Annotated in this window: 17 protein-coding genes; 7 read left to right on the top strand and 10 right to left on the bottom strand. The window is 67.6% G+C overall.

Features of this window, described 5'->3' with window-relative positions:
* Window positions 1-14: 14 nt before the first annotated feature.
* A complete protein-coding gene (locus BKA23_RS04740; RefSeq protein ID WP_145225960.1) occupies window positions 15-4,865 on the bottom strand; it encodes an NAD-glutamate dehydrogenase in 4,851 nt (1,616 codons plus the stop codon).
* Between the two features lie 167 nt (window positions 4,866-5,032).
* Between BKA23_RS04740 and BKA23_RS17600 the strand changes: the two genes are divergently transcribed.
* Entirely contained in the window at window positions 5,033-5,590 is a 558-nt protein-coding gene (locus BKA23_RS17600) for a hypothetical protein (RefSeq protein WP_170226377.1), read from the top strand.
* Window positions 5,587-6,078, top strand: a complete 492-nt coding sequence (locus tag BKA23_RS17595) for a DUF2505 domain-containing protein (protein WP_170226376.1) — start codon at window positions 5,587-5,589, stop codon at window positions 6,076-6,078. Before BKA23_RS17600 ends, BKA23_RS17595 begins: the two co-directional genes overlap by 4 nt.
* Before the next feature lie 261 nt (window positions 6,079-6,339).
* Here BKA23_RS17595 and pruA read toward each other — a convergent pair whose 3' ends face one another.
* From pruA to BKA23_RS04710, 5 genes are all read right to left on the bottom strand, one after another.
* Complete coding sequence (pruA, locus tag BKA23_RS04730) at window positions 6,340-7,968, bottom strand: L-glutamate gamma-semialdehyde dehydrogenase (protein ID WP_145225956.1); 1,629 nt, start codon at window positions 7,966-7,968, stop codon at window positions 6,340-6,342.
* A gap of 284 nt (window positions 7,969-8,252) precedes the next feature.
* Entirely contained in the window at window positions 8,253-8,684 is a 432-nt protein-coding gene (locus BKA23_RS04725) for a DUF6912 family protein (RefSeq protein ID WP_425473768.1), read from the bottom strand.
* A gap of 10 nt (window positions 8,685-8,694) precedes the next feature.
* Window positions 8,695-10,134: a WS/DGAT/MGAT family O-acyltransferase gene (locus BKA23_RS04720; protein WP_145228207.1), complete on the bottom strand. Its 1,440-nt coding sequence runs from the start codon at window positions 10,132-10,134 to the stop codon at window positions 8,695-8,697.
* Window positions 10,135-10,308: 174 nt separating this feature from the next.
* On the bottom strand, window positions 10,309-11,715 hold the full coding sequence (locus BKA23_RS04715) for a CpaE/TadZ family protein (RefSeq protein ID WP_145225952.1): 1,407 nt from the start codon (window positions 11,713-11,715) through the stop codon (window positions 10,309-10,311).
* Window positions 11,715-12,404: a CpaB family protein gene (locus tag BKA23_RS04710; protein WP_145225950.1), complete on the bottom strand. Its 690-nt coding sequence runs from the start codon at window positions 12,402-12,404 to the stop codon at window positions 11,715-11,717. The genes BKA23_RS04715 and BKA23_RS04710 overlap by 1 nt, the downstream gene beginning before the upstream one ends.
* A gap of 207 nt (window positions 12,405-12,611) precedes the next feature.
* Between BKA23_RS04710 and BKA23_RS04705 the strand changes: the two genes are divergently transcribed.
* Entirely contained in the window at window positions 12,612-12,827 is a 216-nt protein-coding gene (locus BKA23_RS04705; protein WP_145225948.1) for a helix-turn-helix domain-containing protein, read from the top strand.
* 151 nt (window positions 12,828-12,978) lie between these two features.
* On the opposite strand, the gene BKA23_RS04700 is transcribed toward BKA23_RS04705, so the two are convergent.
* Complete coding sequence (locus BKA23_RS04700; RefSeq protein ID WP_145225946.1) at window positions 12,979-13,521, bottom strand: hypothetical protein; 543 nt, start codon at window positions 13,519-13,521, stop codon at window positions 12,979-12,981.
* 175 nt (window positions 13,522-13,696) lie between these two features.
* Between BKA23_RS04700 and BKA23_RS04695 the strand changes: the two genes are divergently transcribed.
* Together BKA23_RS04695 and BKA23_RS04690 are read left to right on the top strand one after the other, a co-directional pair.
* Entirely contained in the window at window positions 13,697-14,647 is a 951-nt protein-coding gene (locus BKA23_RS04695) for a LysM peptidoglycan-binding domain-containing protein (RefSeq protein WP_145225944.1), read from the top strand.
* The gene (locus BKA23_RS04690) at window positions 14,647-15,201 is read left to right on the top strand and encodes an Rv3235 family protein (RefSeq protein ID WP_145225942.1); all 555 of its coding nucleotides are present in this window, start codon (window positions 14,647-14,649) and stop codon (window positions 15,199-15,201) included. The genes BKA23_RS04695 and BKA23_RS04690 overlap by 1 nt, the downstream gene beginning before the upstream one ends.
* A 149-nt stretch (window positions 15,202-15,350) precedes the next feature.
* Here BKA23_RS04690 and secA read toward each other — a convergent pair whose 3' ends face one another.
* Window positions 15,351-18,086 (bottom strand): preprotein translocase subunit SecA, encoded by a 2,736-nt coding sequence (gene secA / locus BKA23_RS04685; RefSeq protein ID WP_145225940.1) that lies wholly within the window; start codon window positions 18,084-18,086, stop codon window positions 15,351-15,353.
* A gap of 494 nt (window positions 18,087-18,580) precedes the next feature.
* Here secA and BKA23_RS04680 point away from each other — a divergent pair, with 494 nt between their 5' ends.
* Window positions 18,581-20,266 carry a GNAT family N-acetyltransferase gene (locus BKA23_RS04680; RefSeq protein ID WP_145225938.1) on the top strand — a complete coding sequence of 562 codons (1,686 nt, stop codon included), beginning with the start codon at window positions 18,581-18,583 and terminating at the stop codon, window positions 20,264-20,266.
* Window positions 20,263-22,542 carry a GNAT family N-acetyltransferase gene (locus tag BKA23_RS04675; protein ID WP_145225936.1) on the top strand — a complete coding sequence of 760 codons (2,280 nt, stop codon included), beginning with the start codon at window positions 20,263-20,265 and terminating at the stop codon, window positions 22,540-22,542. Before BKA23_RS04680 ends, BKA23_RS04675 begins: the two co-directional genes overlap by 4 nt.
* Window positions 22,543-22,627: 85 nt before the next feature.
* On the opposite strand, the gene hpf is transcribed toward BKA23_RS04675, so the two are convergent.
* Window positions 22,628-23,269 carry a ribosome hibernation-promoting factor, HPF/YfiA family gene (gene hpf, locus BKA23_RS04670; protein ID WP_145225934.1) on the bottom strand — a complete coding sequence of 214 codons (642 nt, stop codon included), beginning with the start codon at window positions 23,267-23,269 and terminating at the stop codon, window positions 22,628-22,630.
* 219 nt (window positions 23,270-23,488) lie between these two features.
* Entirely contained in the window at window positions 23,489-24,208 is a 720-nt protein-coding gene (locus BKA23_RS04665; RefSeq protein ID WP_145225932.1) for a ComF family protein, read from the bottom strand.
* Window positions 24,209-24,230: the final 22 nt, after the last annotated feature.

Genomic DNA, 24,230 nt, shown 5'->3' with positions numbered 1-24,230 from the left:
TCAGTCCCCGCGTCTCAGCGTGCCGAACCCGAGCGCACGACCGAGCGCAGAGTGCGCAGGGCCACCGACAGTGACGCCAGGCCGGGCTTTTCCTGGCCGGCGACACCTTCGAGGGCCTGCTGTGCGCGAGCGACCGAGTCGGCGTTGTCGTTCGTCCAGGTGTCGACGCGCTCGGCGGGGTGTGCTCCCGACGTGCCGGCGATGACCGCAGCCGTGAACGAGTCGAGCACGGCATACAGGTCGTCACGCACAGCACCACGCGCCAGCGCATCCCACCGGTCGTCGCGCGGAAGCTGCGACACGGCATACAGCATCCGGTCGATGCCGATGCGCTCGGACACTGCGAAGTAGACCGCGGCGACGTCGGCGACCGGCGTGTCGGTCCCCTTGGACTGCTCGGTGATGTCGAGCAACGAGAAGCCATCCAGCAGAGCTGCGGCTCGGCCGGCGAGTGCCTCGGGCACCCCGTCGACGCCGAGCTGGTCGCGACGCGCCTCCCAGCGGGCGTGCTCGCTGCCTTGCAGAAGGTCGGGCACCTGCGACTCGAGCTGGGCGATGACCGGCCTGAACCGGTCGATCTCGGCCTGGATGTCCAGCTTCGCCGGACGGCTGTGCACCAGCCAGCGCACGGCACGGTCGAGCAGCCGACGGAACTCCAGATACAGCTCGGTCTGCGCCTGCGTCGTGGCAATGTTGTCCAGCGCCTCGACCTGCACGACGAAACCGGCCATGTCGAAAATCTCGCGAGCCACGACGAACGCGCGCGTCACCTGCTCCGGCGAAGCGCCGGTCTCCTCGGCCAGCCGGAAGGCGAAGGTGATGCCCCCGCGGTTGACCAGGGAGTTGACGATGGAGTTGATGACGATCTCGCGGCGCAGCGGGTGCTGGGTAAGCTCCGCGGCATAACCATCGCGGATCTGGGCCGGGAAGTAGTCCGACAGGGTGCCGCCGAACCATGGGTCGTCGGTGATGGTGCCGGCAGCGAGGTCGTTCTTGAGGGCCAGCTTGGCGTAGGCCACCAGCACCGAGAACTCCGGCGATGTCAGCCCGCGCCCGGCGGATGCGCGACGGGCGATCTCGGCGTCGCTCGGCAGGAACTCCAGTTCTCGGTTGAGATCGCCGCGCTCCTCCAGCCAGTGGATCAGCCGCTGATGCACCGGCAGCATCGCGTGGGTCTGCGCCCGCGCGTTGCCCAGCAGGGTGTTCTGCTCGTAGTTGTCCCGCAGCACCTGCACCGCGATCTCGTCAGTCATCGAGTGCAGCAGCGTGTTGCGCTGCTCGAGGTCGAAGCGGCCCTGGCGCATCAGGTCGGTCACCAGGATCTTGATGTTGACCTCGTGGTCGGAGGTGTCGACGCCGGCAGAGTTGTCGATGGCGTCGGTGTTGACCCGCACCCCGTGCTGCGCGGCTTCGATGCGACCCAACTGGCTGGCACCGAGGTTGCCGCCCTCACCGATCACCTTGCAGCGCAACTGTTTTCCGTCGACACGAATCGCGTCGTTGGCGCGGTCGCCGATGTCGGTGTTGGACTCGACGGCCGATTTCACGTAGGTGCCGATGCCGCCGTTCCAGAACAGGTCCACCGGGGCGAGCAGGATGGCCTTCATCAACTCGGCCGGCGTCATCGACCGCACGCCCGCCTGCAGGCCGAGCGCCGCGCGGACCTCGTCGGTGATGCGGATCGACTTCGCACTGCGTGGGAAGACGCCGCCGCCGGCGGAGATCAGCGAGGTGTCGTAGTCGGCCCACGACGACCGCGGCAGGTCGAACAACCGGCGACGCTCGGCGAAGGAGGTCGCCGCCACCGGGTTCGGGTCAAGGAAGATGTGGCGGTGGTCGAAGGCGGCCAGCAGCCGGATGTGCTCGGACAGCAGCATCCCGTTGCCGAAGACATCGCCGCTCATGTCACCGACACCGGTGACGGTGAACTCCTGCGTCTGGGTGTCGACGCCCATCTCGCGGAAGTGCCGTTTGACCGACTCCCATGCGCCGCGGGCGGTGATGCCCATGACCTTGTGGTCGTAGCCCGCCGAACCACCGGAGGCGAAGGCGTCGTCGAGCCAGAAACCGTAATCCTGGGCGACACCGTTGGCGATGTCGGAGAAGGTCGCAGTGCCCTTGTCGGCCGCGACCACCAGATAGGTGTCGTCCTCGTCGTGGCGGACCACGTCGCGCGGCGGCACCACCTCACCGGAGACCAGGTTGTCGGTCACGTCCAGCAGACCCGAGATGAACAACTTGTATGCCGCAATGCCCTCGGCCAGCCAGGCCTCACGATCGGCGGGGTCGGGCAACTGTTTGCCGACGAAACCGCCCTTGGAACCGGTCGGCACGATGACGGCGTTCTTGACCATCTGCGCCTTGACCAGGCCGAGGATCTCGGTGCGGAAATCCTCGCGGCGATCGCTCCAGCGCAGACCACCGCGCGCGACCTTGCCGAACCGCAGGTGCACACCTTCGACGCGCGGACCATAGACCCAGATCTCGAACTTCGGGCGCGGGTCGGGCAGACCAGGTACGGCGGCGCAGTCGAGCTTGAAGCTGACGACGGGGCTGTGCTCACCCTTGTCATCGCGCTGGAATGCATTGGTGCGCAAGGTGGCTCGGATGATGCCGAGCATCGTGCGCACGATGCGGTCGTGGTCGAGGCTGGCGACGTCATCCAGAGCGGCTTCGAGCCGCTCGATGATCTGCGCCTGCGCCGCGTCACGCCCGGCATCGTCGCGGGCCGGGTCGAAGCGCGCCTCGAACAACTCGACCAGACCACGCGCGAGGTCGACATTGCCGAGCAGCGCGGTCTCGATGTAGTGCTGGCTGAAGGTGAAGCCGATCTGCCGCAGGTACTTGCTGATCGCGCGCAGGTAGACCACCTGGCGCCAACTCAGACCCGCACGCAGCACCAGAGCGCCGAGTCCGTCGCTCTCGGCTCGGCGTTCCCAGACCGCGGTGAAGGCGTCCTGGAAGCGTTCGCGCACGTCGGCCACCTCGGCGTCGGTGCTGCCCCAGACCTGCTCGCCGGCGGCGCGCAGCCCGAAGTCGTAGATGTGCACCTCGACACCGTCCGCACGCTCCATGGCGTACGGCCGCTCGTCGGTGACCTCGACACCCAGGTGGGTGAACAGCGGCAGGACATCGGTCAGGATCACCGAGTCCCGGCGGAACAGCTTGAACCGGCGTTCACGGGGATCGGCGCTGGGGTCGCGGTAGAGCGTCAGCAGTGTGTGCTGGTCGGACTCGAGGGCCTCCAGGCGTCGCAGGTCGGCCACGCCCTGGCGCGGACTGAAGTCCTCCTTGTAGGCCTCGGGGAAGGCCCGCGAGTACAAGCTCATCACGCGCGCCGCGGCGTCCTCGCCGTCTTCCTGTCGGGCGGTCTCGCCCAGGCGTTCGCCCCAGGTGCGGGTGCTCTCCAGCAGTCGTTCCTGCAGGGCGGCGTCGTCGAGTTCCGGAACCTCGGTGCCGCGCGGAAGTCGCACGACGAAGTGGATGCGAGCGAGGACCGAGTCACTCACGCGGGTGGTGTAGTCGACCGACTCTGCGGCATACACGTCGCGCAGGATGTTCTCGATCCGGCGACGCACCGTCGTGGTGTAACGGTCGCGGGGCAGGTAGACCAGCACCGACACGAATCGGCCGAATTCGTCTGTGCGACGGAACATCTGGGCCTGACGACGTTCCTGCAGGCGCAGCACCTGGGTCGCGATGTGGAACAGCTCTTCGCTGGAGGTCTGGAACAGCTCGTCGCGCGGGTAGGTCTCGAGGACCTCCTGCAGGTCCTTGCCGGAGTGGCTGTCCGGGGAGAACCCGGTGCGAGCGAAGACCTTGGCCACCCGCTCGCGCACGACCGGGACGCGGCGGACCGACTCGGTGTAGGCGCTGGAGGTGAACAACCCCAGGAAGCGCTTCTCACCGATGACATTGCCCTGCGCGTCGAACGTCCGCAGACCGATGTAGTCCAGGTATGACGGGCGGTGGACCGTGGCGCGGGAGTTCGCCTTGGTGATGGTCAGCAGCTGCGGCTCGCGGGCGGTCTGACGCGCCTTCGGTGTCAACCTGCTGTATGACGATCCGTCCGCGTCGCGCAGGATGCCCAGACCGGAGCCGGCCTTGGTGCGCAGCACGTCTTCGCCGTCGACGGTGTCGAGGGTGTACTCGCGGTAACCGAGGAAGGTGAAGTGGTTGTCGACCAGCCAGCGCAGGAATCCCTGCGTGCGCGCGATCGCTTCACCCGGCACCGTGGACGGCGGCGTGCGGTCGAGTTCGGCGATCAATTGCTCGCACTCGGCGTGCATGCGGGGCCAGTCGTTGACCGCCGAGCGCACGTCGTCGAGCACCTTCGTCACGCCGTCGATGAGCTTCTGGTCGGCCGCGTCGTCGAGACCGAGGTCGATCTCGAAGTGCATCCAGGACTCGCACACCGGCTCGAGTTCACCGGACCCGATCGCGGGCGCGGCGTCGGCGTCGTAGATCTGCGCGATGTCACCGCTTGCGTCGCGACGGACGAACAACTGCGGGTGGATCAGGGAGTGGACGCTACGGTCCTGGCGGGTCAGCTCGGCGATCACCGAGTCGACGAGGAACGGCATGTCGTCGGTGACGATCTGCAGGACGGCATACGCGCACGACCACCCGTCGGCATCCTGCGTCGGGTGCAGCAGTTGAACCTTCGGCTGACCTGGTGCGCGGGTCTGTGCCAACGTGCGATGGGAGCGAAGAATCCCGGCGAGACTCTGGGCACCGCAGGCGGCGAGATCCTCATCGGCAACATGTCGGAAGTACCGCGATGCAAGCCAATCCGATGAATCACCCCCGCCCGCTTCGCTGGTGGAAGGAAGAAGGAACGAGCGGGAACCAGGAGCCGCGGACATCGACTGTCTCAACCTCAATTGTGACTTCAGCGCGAATGAGCAACGTCGTTGTTGCTCGGTTTCCCAGGGTATCCGCGCACGTGTCGCATGCCACATCGGGTCCGCCTCGTCCCCAGTTGCATCGGTGCCGGGATCACCGCGCGCAGCGCCGCGTTAGTGTGCCTTCGATGCACCCGAGCCAACTCAGCCGCCGTGTCGCGACGATGGTGCCGCGCCTGCTGGACGTGCACGCCGATGCTGCTCAGCCCGAGACGGCCGAGGCGCTGTCGGCCGCAATCGAGCGCATCGCCGAGGCGCTGCTGCGATGGCACGACGAACTCGCCGGTGCGACTCCCCCGGCCGCTGCCGTTCTCGCCGAAGTCGCCACGACGGCTCCGACCCGTATCGCACCGACGACCGACCTCGTCGCTCAGATCAACGCTCGAGAACTGGCCACCGACACCGGCAGTTTGGCTGCGGGCGCGGCCGCGCTGCGCGAACTCGCCAGAGAGGTCAGGCGGCTCATCGACGCGCTGCCCGCCGATTCTCCCGCCGCGGCCGATGGTGCCGCCATCGAGTCGGCACTGACGCACCTGGGTACGGCACACCAGGAACTCGCCGAGACCCTGAACGAACAGGAAACCGCGCTGCGCGCCGAATCGGCAATGCCGCAAAGGATTCTCGAGCGTATCCTCGACGCCGAGGCAGTCGCACGCGCAGCAGCGGCGGATACCCTTCGGTCATGAAGATCGAGGAACGCTGGACGTATGCCGCGCCCGCCGATCGCGTCATCGCGATGATGGTCGACCCGGCCTTCCAGGAGGCCAAGTGCGCCGCGACCAATGCGTTGTCCCACAAGGTCGTCATCACGGCCAAGAAGCCACTGCAGATCATCGAAACCCACCGCGAGATGGCCACCACCGGCCTGCCGGACCAGGTCACGAAGATCATCGGCTCGAAGCTGAAGATCGTCGAGACGCAGATCTGGGGCGAGGCCGACACCGCGGGCAGCCGCATCGCCGACCTCGACGTCAGCCTCGTCGGCGTTCCGGTGACGTACCGCGGCACGATCACCATGACCGCCGATGGGGATCAGACCCACATGCACGTGCTCGGCGAACTCAAGGCACGGGTGATGTTCATCGGCGGTCGGATCGAAAACGCAGCGGCACCGGCATTCACCAGCGGCGTCAAGATCGAAGCCGAGACCGGGCACACCTTCCTCCAAAAGTAGGTGTGCCCGGCTCCGGTCCTCACCAGGCTGTCGTCAGCCCATACCCGTTCGGGCTGACTCCGCGCCTGGCTCCGGTCCTCACTGCGCTGCGATCCTCACCAGGCTGTCGTCAGCCCATACCCGTTCGGGCTGACTCCGCGCCTGGCTCCGGTCCTCACTGCGCTGCGATCCTCACCAGGCTGTCGTCAGCCCATACCCGTTCGGACTGACTCCGCGCCTGGCTCCGGTCCTCACTGCGCTGCGATCCTCACCAGGCTGTCGTCAGCCCATGTGCGGGTAGGAGTGCTCCGTCGGCGGGACGAAGGTCTCCTTGATCGACCGCGGGCTGGTCCAACGCATCAGGTTGGTCGCCGCGCCGGCCTTGTCGTTGGTGCCCGACGCACGGCCCCCGCCGAACGGCTGCTGCCCCACGACAGCACCCGTCGGCTTGTCGTTGATGTAGAAGTTGCCGGCGGCAAACCGCAGTCGCTCCTGCGCGTCGGCGATCGCCATACGGTCCTGGGCGATGATCGACCCGGTCAGCGCGTATGGCGCGAACGACTCCATCTGATCGAGCACCTTGTCGAACTGGCGGTCCGGGAAGACGTGCACTGCCAGGATCGGGCCGAAGTACTCACTGGCGAAGACCGCATTGGCCGGATCCGAGACCTCCAGCACCGTCGGACGCACGAAGTAGCCCACGGCGTCGTCATACGTGCCGCCGGCGATGACTTCGATGTCCTTGTGCGCATGCGCCATGTCGATGGCGTCCTTGTGCTTCGCGAACGCGCGTGCATCGATGACGGCACCCATGAAGTTGCTCAGATCCGTCACATCACCCATCGAGAGTGAGTCGGTGATGCCGACCAGGTCCGACTTGATCTTGCGCCACAGACTGGCCGGAACATACGCGCGCGACGCAGCCGAGCACTTCTGGCCCTGGAACTCGAACGCACCGCGAATCATGGCCGTCCGCAGGACATCCGGGTCCGCCGACGGGTGCGCCAGGATGAAGTCCTTGCCGCCGGTCTCGCCGACCAGGCGCGGGTAGGTGCGGTAGTTCGGCAGGTTCGTGCCCACCGACTGCCACAGGCCCTGAAAGGTCGGCGTCGAGCCGGTGAAGTGGATGCCGGCCAGATCGGGGTCGGCAAGTGCGACCTTCGAGACGTTGATGCCGTCACCGGTGACCAGGTTGATCACGCCATCGGGCAGACCGGCCGCCTCGAGCAGTTCCATCGTCAACTGGGCGGCACGCTGCTGCGTCGGCGACGGCTTCCACACGACGGTGTTGCCCATGAGCGCCGGTGCGGTCGGCAGGTTTCCGGCGATGGCGGTGAAGTTGAACGGCGTGATCGCGTAGACGAAACCCTCCAGCGGGCGGTGGTCGGTGCGATTCCACACGCCCTTGGAATTGGCGATCGGCTGCTCGGCGAGGATCTGCCGGGCAAAGTGCACGTTGTAACGCCAGAAGTCGATCAGCTCGCACGCGGCGTCGATCTCCGCCTGGTACGCCGTCTTGCTCTGACCCAGCATCGTGGCGGCGTTCAGCCGGGCACGCCACGGCCCGGACAGCAGGTCCGCTGCCTTGAGCAGGATGGCGGCGCGGTCGTCGAACGACAGTGCGCGCCAGGCAGGTCCGGCCTTCTTGGCCGCTTCGACGGCGGACTGCGCGTCGGCGACCGAGGCGTTCTTCATCGTGCCGAGAACCTTCCGGTGGGCGTGCGGCTGTCGCACCGCGATGGCCCGACCACTGCCCATGACCCGCTTACCACCGATGGTGTTCGGCAATTCGACCTGTTCGGAGCCGATTTCGACCAGTGCGACCTCGAGTGCGGCGCGTTCGGGGCTGCCGGGTGCATAGTCGAGAACAGTTTCGTTGACCGGCGCGGGGACCTGGGTGACAGCGTCCATCAGTGGTGGCTCCTTCGTGGGGGCTCGGTGTCGGATTGCAGTGCCGCCATCCTCCCACTGCAACTGACGGCCTCGATCGGCCGCGGACCCACAGAAGGGGCGCCTGGCGCCGACAAGATCAGGTCGTCACGTCGACACCACGTCGAGCGGGAGCATCGCGACGCACGAGTGTGCAGCATTGACAACGTTATTCGGTTACGCACCACAGGTGACGACGCCACCGTTTCGGAACCGTCCCGAATCAACTCACCGAACGAACCGTCACCGATCACGTGCAATGAAGATCACGAGCGGTCGGCACGCACCAGGTCGATCACCACATCGAGCTCTGTCACGTCGTACCACGACAGCTCGAAGTCGCTGTCGACGTCGCGCTCCCCCGCGGGGTCGAGCACGTGCAGACTGGCGATCCGCCGCAGCGACACCTCGTCGATGATCGTCACCTCGGCCGGGTCGTCGCTGGAAGCGCCCTCACCGACGCTGCTGTCAGGAAGGTCAGCGGCCGCCACGACGCGCAGCCCCCTGCCGGCCGCGCCCGTGGCAGCGTCCTGCATCGCGAGGTACTCCCACCCCTCGTCATCTTCGCCCGGATGTGCGCTGCGCAACTCCGGGGTGACAGCGAATCCGGCCACGGGCAGCGCCGACAGCGACCGCGAGGCGGACAACTCCTCCATCTCAGCCACGCCCAGTGGAATGTAAACCCGCGAATCCTTCATCACACCAGCCTCATTCGTCCAGTAGCTCGTCCAACGCATCGACGATGCACTGACCGAGAAGTTCGATGTCGACCATCGCATCACGGTCGGCGTTGAGTCCGAAGTCGACCCGCCCGTTGTATGACGTGAGGCCGATCGCGAGCGCCTGCCCCTTGACCAGCGGGATCACCGGGTATGACGCAACCAGCGACGCGCCCGCGGCAGACAGCGCGCGTTGTGGCCCGGGCACATTGGTGATGACCAGGTTGAACATCCGCCGCGACATGGCGCTGCCCAACCGCGCTCCGAGGGAATGCAGTGTGGGCGGGGCGAAGCCGGCGATCCCGGACAGCGAGCGCGCGCCGACCGGGTGACCGGCATCCAGCTGTTGCTGCATGGCGAACGCGATCTGATGCAACCGCATCATCGGACGGGCCTCACCGACAGGCAGGTCCACGAAGGTCGGCATCACTTCTTCGCCGATGTGCTCACGCTGCGATTGCTGCGTCACGGTGTCGCCGTCGCGCGCGGTCTCGCTGAGAACGCTCAACGGGACCAGAGCGCGCACCGTCTGCCCCGTCGAGACAACCGCGCCCCGTGCAAGCAGCCATCCGCGCAGCGCGCCGGTGACCGTCGCGAGCACGACGTCGTTGACGCTGACGGGTTCGCCACGCTCACCGGCCACGCGCCGAATCTGTTGGTAATCCGCCAGATCCGTCGACACCATCGCAAAGCGGCGGTGCGCACCGACCTCCTGGTTCAGCGGGCTGGACGGCGCCGGCCTGGCCGCGGACCGGACGATGTTCCCCGCGACGTATCCGGCAACCGACGCTCCCCGACCGGCGACCTTGACGGCCTCGGTGGTGACGCCGGCCAGCCCGCTGCGCGCAACGTCGAGCACGCGGACCGGCCGCCGGGCGAAGTCGAGCGCGGACGCCACGAACATGTCCAGGTCGCCCCCACCACGCGCCGTGCCCACAGGCGCGGATGGCTCCGCCTCGACATCACGGTCGACGAGGATCTGCCCGATGTCGATCGCGTTGATGCCGTCGACGAGTGACACGTGGGTCTTGGTGACGATCGCGAATCTGCCGTCCTGCAGACCGTCGACCAGGTAGAGCTCCCACAGCGGGCGCGACAGGTCGAGCTGACGGGACTGCACCCGAGCGACGAACTCTTCCAGTTGCTCGCTGGTGCCCGGCCGCGGCAGCGCCGAGCGTCGCACGTGGTAGGTCACATCGAAGTTGTCGTCGGTCACCCACACCGGCGGGAGAATCCGGCCGGGCAACTGCCGCACCCGTTGCCGGTAACGCGGCACGAAGGCGATGCGGTTGCTGACGAGACTGACCAGGCCCTCGTAGGAGAAGCCCTCGGCGGGTTCGAAGACGAGCACCGATCCGACGTGCATCGGCGTGGTGCGGTCCTGCAGATACAGGAAAGACGCGTCGAGTGCGCTCAGCCGATCGGTCACGAACGCCATGCTGTCACCATCAGCGGCCGCGGCGCAGCCCCGCTCCGCCGTCTGCGTCGCGGTCGGGTGCTGCTGTGCGGGACAGGACCCCGACCGGGCAGGACCTCCCGTGGCCGGTCCTGCCCGGCCAGCGCGCCCGGCGGCGGCTCTGATGGTGCGCCGGCTCCACACGGCTCAGGTCCTGGCCAACCGCCGTCGTGACGTCGGCACCGGCACCTCGGCCAACACCGATGCGAGAGCTTGGATCTGCTGTCGGGCGGGCGAATTCGCGGCATGCTCGGCCAGAGTGCGGCCCGCGAGCAGCGCGCCGTCACATGCCGCGCGGTCGTCGGAGACGAGCGTGACATCGTCGACACCCGCGAATCGCGCCAACGCTTCGGTCACCTTGCGTTCCGGGGAATTGCCCACCGACGCCGCGCGCACCTTGTTGACGACGACACGCGGTGACCCACCGACCACGGCTCGCAACTCCGTGAGCCCACGCACCAGTCGCTGCAGACCGACCGGATCGGCTGCACCGACGGCGAGCACGGTGTCGGCAGCGCCGAGCGCCGTCAATGTCGCGGCATTGCGGCGGGGTGCAGCAGTGTCGTAGCTGAGATCCTCGTCGTCCTCGAGGCTGGCGGCGACGTCGACGACGACGAGCGCGGCAACCGAGCGGCTGTGCTCGAGCACCGCCTCGAGCGCGTCCTCGCGCACCTCCGGCCAGCGGTCGGCGAGCGGCAGACCGGTCAGCACCCGCAGTGCCGGCGCCACTTCGGGAGCGACAGCGGCAAGCCCGGGGACATCCAGATGGCCCGAATCCGCCAGCCGGGTCGCTGCCGCGATGCCGGGCGCTTCGTCCAGCAGCGCCAGGTGCTGCGCTATCGACGCAGCGTGGGTGTCGGCATCGATCAGCAGCGTGGGCACCCCGAGTCGGGCGGCCTCCGCGGCGAGGTTGACGGCCACGACAGTGCGCCCCGGAGAGCCCGGCGGCCCCCAGACGACCACGACCTGGCCCCGACGATCGCCGGCGCCGTCCGGTTCCGGCACGTCACCGTCCCTGTCGCCGTGCGGGTGGAACGGGTCGCCCGCGGCGTATGCCGCAGCGCCCCCTGCGGACAGGTCGGCGAGTTCGCGATCGAGATCGGCAGCACCAGCGTGCGGCATACGTTCGCTGCCGTGGTCGTCCGGTGCCGCGGCTTCGCGGTGTCGACCGCTCGTGACACTCTCGGTATCCGTCGTCACGACGCGCGCGGCCGCCTGCACCGCCGCCTCGAGGACGGCCGACGACGCATCCGAGGGAACGCGGCTGGTGATGCCCCACTGCTGCAGCACCCGCTGGTGCTCCTCGTCGCCGGGTGCGTGCACACCGACGATGCCCAGACCGGCCGAGCGCAGATCGCCGACAACGGAGCGATCAAGGCCGGGCAGATCGGTCGCGATGACAGCGACCTCGGCACGGTGCGCACCGGCCACAGCGAGCAGATCGGCCACATCCGGGCACCGACGCACCAGGCGCACGCCATTCGCGGCCCCGATCGAAGCTGCGACGGTCGCCTCCATGTGCACCCCGATCCCGGTCACGACGCCGATGCTCATCAGGAGCCCTTCAGCGGAGATCCGGCGGCCGGCACCAGGTTGACCTTGGCGCCCTGGTTGACCGCGGCAAGAACCGCGGCGACCTTCGCCTCGGGCACGAGAACATGGACGGCGCCTTGGCCGGAGCTGACGCTCAACCCACCGGACTGCTGCGGCACCTGCGCCACGAGCGCGCGCAGGATGATCCGTTGCGGCGCTTCATATGACTCCTGACCGGTGGAGCTCTTGGCCTTGGTCGACACCCAGACGTCGACGATCGAGCCACGCACGAGGGTGGCCGACTGGGCTGCATCGACCGGAAGCGCGACGGTGCTGACCTGCACCTGCGAACCGTCGCCGACCGCCGACCGCGGCAGCAACTCGCCGGGGCGAACCTCCCGGAGCACTTCGCCGTCGGGTGCTGCATCCGCGCCGGAGAAATAGATCTTCGCCGCTCCGTCGACACGCACCTTCACCGTGCGCACGTCGTCGGAATCGATCCGCTGCCCGGGCACCAAGGTGTGCGCAGCCTGCAGGACTTCGACCGAAGAGTCGTAGTGACGCATGGCCGTGGCACCGCCCACCGTCGCGACGAGCATGAGCAGCACCCCGACGACAAGACGCGTGTCTCGCCACGACGGTCGTTGCAGCCGCTTGGCGGTCGGTCGTGGCAAGTCGTCGTTGCCCCCGCGTCGTCGATACTCAGCCATTTATCGTCTCCCTGTGATATGCGCTGACGGGACATCTCACCACGAACGTGTACGCGCTGTCAGCACGACCGGTCTCCCCCGTGGACGGCGAACCGCACGCGGTCGCCCGCAGACACCGTTCCACGTGTCGATCCACAGGGTCGTCAGCGCGACGGGCCAGGATGCGTGACAATGGGGCGCAATCAACCACGAGGAGGAGATGTCCGGATGAGTGCTCGTTTCGCGTCCGTCGCCGACGTCGCCGAGACTCTGAACATCTCATCTCGCCAGGCGTACGGCTTGGTCACCTCCGGCGAGCTGCCGGCGATCAAGGTCGGCAAGTCCTGGCGCATCGAACTCACCGAGTTGGAGAACTTCATTCAGCGGCAGTATGCCGACACGCGCTCGCGGGTCGAGGCCGGCACCCTCGACGCAGGCGACTGACCGCCGACCCGTCAGCAATTCTCGCGACGGGACCTGACCGACAGCGGTTCCCGCGGTGCGGACTCCGTCGCCAGAGATACCGCGTCGACAGAGATACCGCCCGGTGGGCATCTCCTCGACTCCGGCGACCAGAGGTCGGCGCTTCGTCGACTCAGGCGCGACGCACAATTCCGATTGCAGTGAACGGCACGACCCGATGACCGGTCACGGCCGCTGCCCGGCGCATCGCATCCGCGGGATGTTCGGCGAGGTCGAGATGATCGGCACCGACGCGGTCGATCGTCCCGGTCGCTAGCCCTGCCGCGATGTCGTGAACAGCGACCACGGCCCTGTCCCGGGCGATCGCCCGGAGCGCAACACCGAGCCCGAACCGCCGCCCCAACCCACGGTCGTCGTCGCTGCGCCGCTGCAGTCCGACGACCGCAGTCACGGCGGTTACCGGTATCACCGCGGCATGACGACCCTGCTCCTGCACCAGCAACCAGTCCCGACCGAGGTCGTCCAGCCGGCCGCGCACCGCGCCGGCCGGTGTGACCACCAAGACCTCGCGGCCAACCGTGCACGCGGCTCGATCCAGCCACGACACGTCGGCGCGCTCTCTGCGGGTGCGGTCAGCCACCTCGAGCTGCTGCTCACGGCGGTCGGCCGCGACGAGTTGGGCCTCAAGATCGGCAAAAAGCTCCTGCCAGCGCATGGCCCGACGGTAACGCGTGCTCGGAGGTCCACCGCCATCGATGGCATCAGATGTCATCAACAGACCTTGAACGACATCATCTGTGGACAACCGCAGATGACTGCATTAATGTGCGTTTAATGTCATTTGTTGTCGATTGATACCCATCGTGACTTGCTCGGACCAAGGAGATGCCATGCAACAGCCGCCAATCGGATGGGCGCACCGGCTGCGCGCCGCCATGCTCGGTGCCGTGCTGCTGGTGGTCGCGCTGATCGCCGCAGGTCTGGCAGCCGCTCAGGCCAGGACGGAATACGACAGGCTCTCCGAGCGGCTGACAACCGGCAGCACCGAGGCGGCCCTCCTGTCGCTGTGGGCCGCGCTCGCCGTGGCCCTGCTCTGGGCGGCGACGGTCGTCGCGGTCGCCATGGCATCGGTCGCTCGCAACGGCAACGGAATCGACCCGTCAGGAGCCGGCCACACTGATGGCCCGACGATGCCGGGACACGCTCGTACCTCCGGCGCAGCGATGTGGACCGTCGGGGTGCTGCTGACCCTGACATCGCTGACGACGGGCACTTCGACCGCGTCCGCCAGTTCCGTCGGCCCTGCCATGACTGTCGCGACAAGTACGGCGGCCTCTCCGGACACCATCCCTGGCACCGCATCCACGACGACTGCGATGCCACAGATCTCGGACGAGGGCAGCATCCCTGCGCCATCCTTCGACAGATCACCGACCTCGAGGGACGACGCACCGGTGGCCTCCGTCGGCGGATCCACCTCGAGCGCTGAATCGACCGCAGCTGCATCACCATCGGCCGATCAGCCGGGGTGCGACATACCGGTGCCGTCCTGGCTGCCGCAGAACCCCGGACGCACCTCGCAACTCGCCGAGGACTCCGCGAGCCTGATCACCGGCTGCGGTGCGACCGATGACTCAGGGACGGTGGTGGTGCGACGTGGCGACACTCTCTGGTCGATCGCCGCCGCCCACCTGGGGCCCGCAGCCGACGCGACGACGATCGCCGGCGAGTGGCCGCGATGGTATGCCGCCAACCGTGACCTCATCGGCGACGACCCCGACGTGCTGCTCGTCGGCCAGCAATTACGCGCACCCGACCTCGTCCTGGAAGGAACCAAGTGATGGGCCAGACCGCCTACGCCACGCCCCTGCAGATCCGGCAGGCCAGCGCCTGGCAACCGTCCGCCCTCGACGACGACGCCGTGGACCTGCTGTATGCCGATGCTGCCGCGCCGCGACGTGCTGACCACGGCTATGTGCAGGCGGCCATAGACCTGCACCCCGTCGACCTGCATCCCGTGCCGGATGACACCGACCCGCTGTTCGCGCCGCAGGCGACTCCGCGTCGCCAACTGCCGGAGCCGCAGGAGTGGCTGCGTCAGCTCAGTAGCGCCATCCTGGAGTGCATGTCGGGTGTGCGACCGACCAATCAGGTGGCCCGGTGGATGACGCCGCGCCTGCACGACCGCATCTGCCGGCTCAATGTCATCGCCCGCCGGCGCGGCGTCACGCCGGTCCGATGCGCAGTCATCCGCCGCGTGCACATCTGTGAACCCGACGACGGCATCGTCGAAGCTTCCGTCGTGGTGCAGTACGAAGGCCGGATCCGGGCGATGGCCGTGCGGATGATCGGAATGGACGGCCGCTGGATGGTGACCGCTCTCGAACTCGGCTGACCGGTTGCCTGAGAGTGCCCATCGAAGGTGACCGTGCATCGAACAGACCGATTCGCGGTTCCGGGTGCGCCGGAAATGACCAAGGCCCCGCCGATCGGCGGGGCCTTGGTCATTTCCGGCGCGCGTCATACAGCACGCGTCATTACACCTCAGGTGGTGCTCTTGCCGGACGCCTTGGCCTTGGCAGCGGGCTGCTTGTCCTTGCGCTTCTTGGCGCGACGCTGCGCACGCGGCAGCGCCGCGTCGTCGTCGACCAGGCGGCCGTCGTCGTCGATCGCGTGGGCCTCGGCCTTGCCGTCCTCACCGGGCGAGATGAAGCTCATCTTCTCCTTGGGTGCCGGCAGCGCCGCCTCGACCTCGGCTGAATCGACCTGGACGTGGAACAGGTGCTGGACAGACTCTTCTTTGATGGCGTCGTTCATCGCGCCGAAAAGCGCATAACCCTCGCGCTGGTACTCCACCAACGGGTCGCGCTGTGCGTACTGACGCAGGTGGATGCCCTCCTTGAGGTAATCCATCTCGTAGAGGTGCTCGCGCCACTTGCGGTCGAGGACGGTGAGCACGACCCGGCGCTCCACCTCGCGGGCCACCCGGTCGCCGAGCTCGGCCTCGCGCTTGTCATAGCAGTGCTGAGCGTCCGAGCGAAGTTCCTCGGCCAGGATCTCCGGTTGCAGCCCGGCCCGACCGCCCACCTCGTCCTCGATCTCCTTCTCGGTGATCGACACCGGGTAGAGGTCCTTCAGCGCCTTCCACAGGGTCTCCAGATCCCAGTCGTCGGAGAAGCCCGTCTGGGTGGCGCCTTCGACATACGCGTCGACGGTGTCGTTGATGAAGTGACGCACCTGCTCCTCAAGATCCGCTCCGTCAAGCACCTTGTGACGCTCTGAGTAGATGACTTCACGCTGGCGATTGAGCACGTCGTCGTACTTGAGGACGTTCTTGCGGATCTCGAAGTTCTGGCTTTCGACCTGGCCCTGCGCGCTCTGGATGGAGCGGCTGACGACCTTGGACTCGATCGGGACGTCGTCCTCGATCTTGGCCGTCTGCATGAACCGGTCGACGATCGCGGCGTTGAACAATCGCATCAGGTCGTCCTGCAGCGACAGGTAGAAACGGCTCTCCCCCGGGTCACCCTGACGGCCGGCACGACCACGCAGCTGATTGTCGATGCGGCGCGACTCGTGACGCTCGGTGCCGAGCACATACAGACCGCCCAACTCGACGACCTCCTCGTGCTGGGCCTTGACGGCCTTCTCGGCCTTGGCGAGCGCTTCGTCCCAGGCGGCTTCGTAATCCTCCGGGGTCTCGTGGGGGTCCAGACCCTTGCGCTTCAGCGCGGCGATGGCGATGAATTCGGGGTTGCCACCGAGCATGATGTCGGTGCCGCGGCCGGCCATGTTGGTCGACACGGTGACAGCGCCCTTGCGGCCCGCCTGCGCGACGATCGCCGCTTCACTCTCGTGGTGCTTGGCGTTCAGCACCTCGTGCGGAATTCCCTTGCGGCGCAATTGTTCTGAAAGATATTCGCTCTTGTCGACACTCGTTGTGCCGACCAGCACCGGCTGCCCCAACTTGTGCTTGGCGACGATGTCCTCGACGACCGCTTTGAACTTGGCCGCCTCGGTGCGGTAGATCAGGTCCGACTGGTCCTTGCGGATCATCGGTTTGTTCGTCGGGATCGTGACGACGCCGAGCTTGTAGATCTCGTAGAGTTCCGCGGCCTCGGTCTGGGCCGTGCCCGTCATGCCGGCGAGCTTGTCGTACATCCGGAAGTAGTTCTGCAGGGTGACAGTGGCGAGGGTTTGGTTCTCGTTCTGGATCTCGACGGCTTCCTTGGCCTCGATGGCCTGGTGCATGCCCTCGTTGTAGCGGCGGCCGGCGAGCATACGACCGGTGTGCTCGTCGACGATGAGAATCTCGCCGTCGATGACGACGTAGTCCTTGTCGTTCTTGAACAGCTCCTTGGCCTTGATCGCGTTGTTGAGGTAGCCGATCAGCGGGGTGTTCTGCGCCTCGTAGAGGTTCTCGATGCCGAGGAGGTCTTCGACCTTCTCGATGCCGGACTCCAGCAGACCGACGGTCTTCTTCTTCTCGTCGACCTCGTAGTCGCCGTCGCCGGGCAGCGAGTTCTCCTTCTTCGGCGAGCGCTTGAGGTGCTCGACGATCTTGGCGAACTCGACATACCAGCGGGTGGCCTCATCAGCCGGGCCACTGATGATCAACGGCGTGCGTGCCTCGTCGATCAGGATCGAGTCGACCTCGTCGACGATCGCGAAGTTGTGTCCGCGCTGCACGAGCTCCTCGTGCGACCAGGCCATGTTGTCGCGCAGATAGTCGAAGCCGAACTCGTTGTTGGTGCCGTAGGTGATGTCCTTGGCGTATTCGATGCGACGTTGCTCAGGCGTCATCGACGACAGGATGCACCCGGTCTCCAGGCCCAGCGCCCGGTGGACCCGGCCCATCATCTCCGACTGCGACTCGGCAAGGTAGTCGTTGGTGGTGACGACGTGCACACCCTTGCCGGAGAGTGCGTTCAGGTATGACGGGAGCGTCGCGACGAGGGTCTTGCCCTCGCCGGTGCGCATCTCGGCGACATTACCCAGGTGCAGCGCCGCCCCACCGGCGAGCTGCACGTCGAAGTGGCGCTTGCCGATCGTGCGCTTGCTGGCCTCGCGCACGGCGGCGAAAGCCTCCGGCAGCAGATCGTCCAGCGTCTCGCCGTCCGCCAAGCGCTTGCGGAACTTGTCGGTCTCCTCGCGCAGCTCCGCGTCGGTCAGACCTTCGAAGTCCTCCTCGAGGATGTTCACCTGCGCGGCCAGTGCCTGCAACCTCTTGAGGGTGCGGCCTTCGCCGGCGCGCAGGACCTTCTCGACAACCTTGGGCACGAATGCTCCCTATCAACGGACGGGCAGGTGGTACGTCCCTCCCGGTGGACAGACCCGACAAGCTTAATCCACCGGTCGCCGCTCACGGGCCCGACCGTGCGGCTGCCGTCACACCCGCTCCGAGCGGTCCGGCGTGATTCGGGCGCGAGAAGTGAACGGGCCATGGCCGCGGCCTGCCGTCGGATACAGCGACACGGACGCTGGATGCCCAGGTTCCGCTCAGCCAGCGTGCCTATCTTGCGGGCGTGACTTGGTTCTGGTTGGTCGTCATCGCCATGTGGCTCATCGTCATTGCGCTCACCGTCGTGGTCGGCTCCGGCGGCAGCCGCAAGCAGCGCCACTGACGGACCCTCGACGACTGCGCGCGCATGACGTCGCCCCGCCGCGAGCGCGGCGACGCGCCGACCGGTCGGCACGTCCATGCCGCTGCGAAACTCCGGCGGACCTCCCGGCGCTGCGGCCAGATCACTCGACAGATCTGATTGTCTGTGCGTATGCCGGTCCACCTTCACCAAGCGCCCGTCCTGACCGACGGAGTCGTGACCCTGCGTGAAACTCGCGACAGCGACACCGACCGCATCGTCGAGTTCGCGAATGACCCCGCATCACGTGAATTTGTCCAGTCGTTGCCGGCGCCATACGGCCCGGACGAAGCACGGCAGTTCATCGCGCAGGTGCGCTCCAACTGGCAGCAGCCGGAGCGACCACACACCTGGGCCATCGAGACGGGCGGCCGGTGGGCAGGGTCGATCGGACTGACAGCACGGGCGATCGGCACCGCCGAGGTCGGCTTCGGCGCCCACCCGGACGTCAGGGGGCGAGGCGTGATGAAGCGGGCCGCCCGGCTCATCGTCGATCACGCCTTCGCCGACCCGGGTCTGCAGGTGCTGCTCTGGCGGGCTGCACGTGGCAACTGGGCCTCACGTCGAGTCGCCTGGTCGGTGGGCTTCACGTATGACGCAACGCTTCCGGCCAGTCGCACCGCGCCGGACGGCACTCTCACCGACACCTGGCACGCGCACCTGCTGGCCACCGCCCCGCGCACGCCGCAGCATCCGTGGTTCGTGCCGACCGCGCTGTCCGGTGACGGGATCCGGTTGCGCGCGTGGCGCGCGGACGACATACCTGTCGATCCTCCGGACCCCGCACTGAGCCGCTACATGATGGGCTCGGCACCGACCCCGAACGGATTTCAGCAGTGGCTGACGGTTCGACAGGAGCGGCAGGCAGAGGGTGAAGGCGCCTTCTGGTGCATCGCCGATCCGACGAGCGATCGGGCTCTGGGCGGCATCCAGCTGTTCCGGATGAACTCGCCCGTGCACGCGGGCAGCGCGATGGTGGCGTACTGGCTCACGCCGGATGCGCGCGGGCGTGGCGTGCTTCGTGCTGCCTTCGATGCGCTCCTGCCGCACGCGTTCGGAAACCCGCGCGCCGGCGGCATGGGTCTGCACCGGCTCGCGGCGAATGTCGACGCCGACAATCTCGCCTCGCAGCGGGCGCTGTGGGCGGCGGGTTTCCGCCGCAGTGGTGTCGAGCAGCAGTCGCTCACGTATGCCGATGATCCGCCGACGGCACAACTCACCTTCGAGCTGCTGCGCGACGACGACCGCCCGGCGCAGCGCGCGCACGCGCTGCCGGTGCCGATGCTGCGCACGGATCGACTCGTGCTGCGTGAATGGCGCGACACCGACCGGCCCGTCTCCGATCCGGCGCCCGATCCGGTGCTCGCCGCGAATATGGGCGTGGATCTGCGCCCGACGCGCTCGGGATGGAGCACCTGGCTCGCTCGTCACCGCAGCCGCGCACTCAACGGACGATCGGTCGGCTGGTGCATCGCCGACGCCTCGACGGACAACGCCATCGGATCGATCGTGGTGCGCCGGATCGACCTACGGCTGCGATCGGGGACGATCGGCTACACCCTGGAAGAGCCGGCGCGCGGCCACGGTCGCGCTGGCGAAGCGTTGAAAGCCGTTGTGGACTATGCGTTCTCGCCGGAAGGCCTTGACCTTGAGCGCCTCGACGCCGTGACGGTCGACACCAACCACGCCTCGATGCTGACTCTCGCCTCGGCTGGTTTCCGGCTCTGGGGTCAGGACCACCGGTCGTTCGTGGCGCTCGACGGCACGATCTGCGACGGGGCGTATTTCGAACTGCTGCGCGCCGAGGTCGCCGAGTGACACGGGAGTTCGCTTACCCCGACGACGTCCCGGTGCTGACCGACGGCACTGTCACCCTGCGCGCCCATCGCGACAGCGACATTCCGCGAATTGTCAGCAATTGCAACGATCCCCGCACCTTGGCTTGGCTGTCGTTACCCCGACCGTACGACGAAACCTGCGCCCGGGAGTTTCTCGCCACGATCCGGCAGCACTGGTGCTCGGGGAAACAGCAGTTCTGGGCGCTCGACGTCGACGGCGAGTACGCCGGCACGATCAACCTGCATCACCGCTCCCCTGCCGCCGGTGAACTCGGCTACAACGGCCACCCGTCGGTGCGTGGGCGAGGGGTGATGACCGCGGCAGCACGGCTGGTTACGGCATACGCCTTCGATGTCCGGCACCTGTCGACGGTGACGTGGCGTGCCGGTCGCGGCAACTGGGCTTCGCGCAGGGTCGCGTGGGCGGCCGGTTTCACCGTCGACGGTGTGTGGCCGGCGCAGTCGACGGACGGGTCGGGCAACACCGAGGATCTGTGGATCGGGCATCTCGACGCGAGCGCACCGCGCGGTGTGCCAGCGCACCCGTGGTGGGAGCCGACGACGCTGGAGAGCAACAGTATTCGGCTGCGAGCGTGGCGCGACGACGAGACACTCCAGGCGACCGACGACGTGGCCCAGCACTTCGTCGAGGAGATGCAGCCGGCGCCGGAGACCTACGCCGACTGGCTGCTGCAGCGCCGTGAACGTATGGCGGCGGGATCGGCGGTCTTCTGGTGCATCGCCGACAGCACCAGCGACCAAGCCCTCGGTTGCATACAGCTGCTGCACCTGGATGCGATGCTCACCCGTGGCAGCGGGTTGCTCGGCTACTGGTTGTATCCGTCGGCGCGCGGGCGCGGCGTCGTCGGAGAGGCGATCGAACTGCTACGGCCGCATGCGTTCGCCGACCGATCCGACAACAGCGGCTCGACCGGCGTCGGTCTGCATCGGCTGCAGGCCGGCACCGACGTCGCCAACCGCGCCTCGGCGCGCGTCCTGCGCCGGGCAGGCTTCCGGCTGGCCGGCGAAGAACAGGGCGTGCTCACGTATGGCGACCGGGCGCCTACCGGCGGCCGAACGTGGGAGCTGCTGGCCACGGACGACGCTGCAGAGCAACGAGTTTCACCGGCCGTGGTCCCGGTGCTCGAAACGGACCGACTGCGCCTGCGCCCATGGCGTGAGAGTGATCTGCCAGGCGACGAGGACCGGCCGGACGAGGCCGCTGAGCGCTTCATGCCAGCGGGCGCCATGCCCTCACCGCAGACCTTCGGGGCCTGGCTCACGCGGCAAGCCGACCGACGGGATTCCGGCTCGGCGATCTCATGGTGCATCGCAGACCGCGACGACGACCGGGCGCTCGGCAACATCGCGCTGTTCGGTATCGGTCAGGGAACCGCGACGTCCGCCGAGATCGGCTACTGGCTGTATCCCTCGGCGCGCCACGCGGGCCGACTGCAGGAAGCGCTGGAAGTCGCTGTCAACTATGCGTTTTCGCCCGCATCGCACGGTGGCGCCGGGTTGACGCGACTGCATGCCGCCACCGATCTGGACAATCTCGCCTCGCAGGCGATCCTGCGGCGCGCGGGTTTCATCCGCTGGGGAACGGATCGCCGGGCGTACACCACCAGTTCCGGTGAGTTCAGCGACGGCGCCTACTTCGAAGTGCTCGATGATGACGACCGCGAGGCGCAGCGCGCGGTGCTTCCACCGGTGCTGGACTTCCCCGACATTCGGTTGCGACCGTTGCGGGCCACTGATGCCGAGCGGATCCGGCAGACGTGGGCCGATCCGATCAGCAAGCACTGGCTCGACCTTCCTGCGCACCCGACGCAACAGGAAGCTGCGGCATACATCGGGCGCAAGCGGTACGTCGACGTGCCGACTCACGGCGTGTGGTGGGCCATCTGCCTGCCTGGCTCCGCTGACTTCGCCGGGGCCGTCGGTTTGCAGAACTTCACCGGATCCGGGCCCAGCACAGGAGAACTCGGCTACTGGCTGCATCCGGAGGCGCGCCGACGTGGCCTTGCGTCGGCTGCAGCCGAGGCTGCCGCGACCTATGGACTGATGCCGCGCGCACGCGGTGGACTCGGCCTGGACCGCCTCGTGCTGCACGTGGCCGACGGCAACGCCGCATCGCTTCGCATCGCGCAGCGGTGCGGGTTCAGCACCATCGGTCGTGCGCACAACGCCGAACGACTCGGCGACGGGTCGGTGGTCGACCTGTTGTTGTTCGAGCGGCTGCCGGTCAGCGACTGACGCCTCGCGGGGCTGAGGCACAGCACGGCGGCCGCACACTCGGTGCGCGGCCGCCGTTGCGAAAGTTGTTATCTGCCAGTGAGATTCAGATTGAGGCGCCCACGGACTCGCGAACGACGTCGAGCTGGATCAACCCGTATGACCAGCCGCGCCTGCGGTAGACCACGCACGGCCTGCCGGAATCGGCGTCCTGATAGAGGTAGAAGTCGTGTCCCACAAGCTCCATCTCGTTGAGCGCCTGGTCGACGCCCATCGGCTCGCTGGTGTGCACCTTCTCGCGTAGCTGGATGGGGCAGTCCTCGTCGCCGCCGACCTTGGCGATATGGGTGGGCAACTCCTGTGCTGTCTCCTGCCCCGTCGGAGCATCGGGCCCGGGAAGCGAAGCAGTGGCGTCGTGTACTGACACCGGGTGCCGACGACCTCGGTGCACCCGGCGCTTGTCGTTGACTCTGCGGAGGCGTTCGCCCAGTCGGGTCATCGCCAGATCGAGGGCGGCATACTCCTCGTCCGCACTGGCCTCCGCACGGATGATGGAGCGCTTGGCATGGCAGGTGATCTCTATCCGTTCCGCTTCCTTTGCCTGCCGAGGGTTGGTCTCGTGCGTGACGACGACGTCGCAACGGGAGACCCGCGGGTCCACCTGGGGGACCTTGCTCAGCTTCTCCTCGATGTGGCGGCGAAAGCGCTCGGGCACGTCGACGTGGCGACCGGTAACGGTGATTTCCATGGTGCACTCCTTGGCATTGACACACGTTCGTGGATGGGGCGGCACTCCGGTCAGCCGCGACACCACCCCCGACCAAGGGCGGGAAAGAGCACGCTCGTGCGCTGCGACGACGGCAGCGGGTGCTCCATGACCTGACGGTAGTCCACCGGCCTGACCCACGTAAACGGAGGGCCACAGGGAAATGTCCGGCGCGCGAATACCTGCACCATCGTGGAACTTTCATCGTCCGGTATGTCGCACGGTGGACGCCACCGTCGCTGCCGCCACGTGACCGGCTCCTGCCTGCCGCAGGGCTCGCGCCGCTTCGGTCAGTGAGGATCCGGTGGTCACGATGTCGTCGGCGATCACACAGGTCGCGCCCTCGACGACACTCGCCCAGCGACCGCGCACCGCCATCGAGTTACGGACATTGACAGCGCGCTCCAGCGCCGACAGGCCGGCCTGATCACGCCCACGACCCGACACACGTAGTGCGGACACCAGTCTCAGCGGGACAGCACCCGCGCAGGCCAGTCGCGTCAGGGTGAGCATCGGGTCGCCGCCGCGAGCACGCACCGACGTGCCCCGTGTCGGCATCGGTATGACGAGCACCGGCGCCCCCGCCATCACGGCATCGCCGACCAGTGGGTCGTGCTCGACGGCACCGGCGACCGCCGCTCGCAGCAGCCGTGCCAGCCTCGGCGCAAGATCGGATCGCCCGGCATCCTTGTGGACCCGCAGCGCGCGTGCCGGCGCCCCGGCATACGGCACCTGGGACCACGTCGGTGGCATACCCACGGGGCATGGGAGCGGACGCACCGCCGCGGCGTCCTGCAGCAGCGGCCGATCGAGCGCGATGTCGCAGGTGCGGCACAGCGAGACGCCCGAGCGGCCGCAACCGGCGCAGGTGCGCGGCAGGGCCAACTCGGCGAGCGCGTCGAGGGCAGCGAGAGGTCGCACTGCGCCGATGCTCGCTCACCGC

This window comes from Rudaeicoccus suwonensis, from assembly GCF_007829035.1.
In the GTDB taxonomy this organism is placed as follows: Bacteria; Actinomycetota; Actinomycetes; order Actinomycetales; family Dermatophilaceae; genus Rudaeicoccus; species Rudaeicoccus suwonensis.
The sequence above is the reverse complement of the archived record's forward strand: the minus strand, read 5'-3'. Positions and strand labels throughout refer to the sequence as shown.

Bases quoted from the DNA above. Each gene is read 5' to 3' on its own strand.
- BKA23_RS17600 (WP_170226377.1), top strand. From the start codon at position 5,033: ATGCACCCGAGCCAACTCAGCCGCCGTGTCGCGACGATGGTGCCGCGC.
- BKA23_RS04700 (WP_145225946.1), bottom strand. From the start codon at position 13,521: ATGCGCTGGCAGGAGCTTTTTGCCGATCTTGAGGCCCAACTCGTCGCG.
- BKA23_RS04715 (WP_145225952.1), bottom strand. From the start codon at position 11,715: ATGAGCATCGGCGTCGTGACCGGGATCGGGGTGCACATGGAGGCGACC.
- BKA23_RS04740 (WP_145225960.1), bottom strand. From the start codon at position 4,865: ATGTCCGCGGCTCCTGGTTCCCGCTCGTTCCTTCTTCCTTCCACCAGC.
- BKA23_RS04680 (WP_145225938.1), top strand. From the start codon at position 18,581: ATGCCGGTCCACCTTCACCAAGCGCCCGTCCTGACCGACGGAGTCGTG.
- BKA23_RS04705 (WP_145225948.1), top strand. From the start codon at position 12,612: ATGAGTGCTCGTTTCGCGTCCGTCGCCGACGTCGCCGAGACTCTGAAC.
- hpf (WP_145225934.1), bottom strand. From the start codon at position 23,269: ATGGAAATCACCGTTACCGGTCGCCACGTCGACGTGCCCGAGCGCTTT.
- pruA (WP_145225956.1), bottom strand. From the start codon at position 7,968: ATGGACGCTGTCACCCAGGTCCCCGCGCCGGTCAACGAAACTGTTCTC.
- BKA23_RS17595 (WP_170226376.1), top strand. From the start codon at position 5,587: ATGAAGATCGAGGAACGCTGGACGTATGCCGCGCCCGCCGATCGCGTC.
- BKA23_RS04725 (WP_425473768.1), bottom strand. From the start codon at position 8,684: ATGAAGGATTCGCGGGTTTACATTCCACTGGGCGTGGCTGAGATGGAG.
- BKA23_RS04710 (WP_145225950.1), bottom strand. From the start codon at position 12,404: ATGGCTGAGTATCGACGACGCGGGGGCAACGACGACTTGCCACGACCG.
- BKA23_RS04695 (WP_145225944.1), top strand. From the start codon at position 13,697: ATGCAACAGCCGCCAATCGGATGGGCGCACCGGCTGCGCGCCGCCATG.
- BKA23_RS04690 (WP_145225942.1), top strand. From the start codon at position 14,647: ATGGGCCAGACCGCCTACGCCACGCCCCTGCAGATCCGGCAGGCCAGC.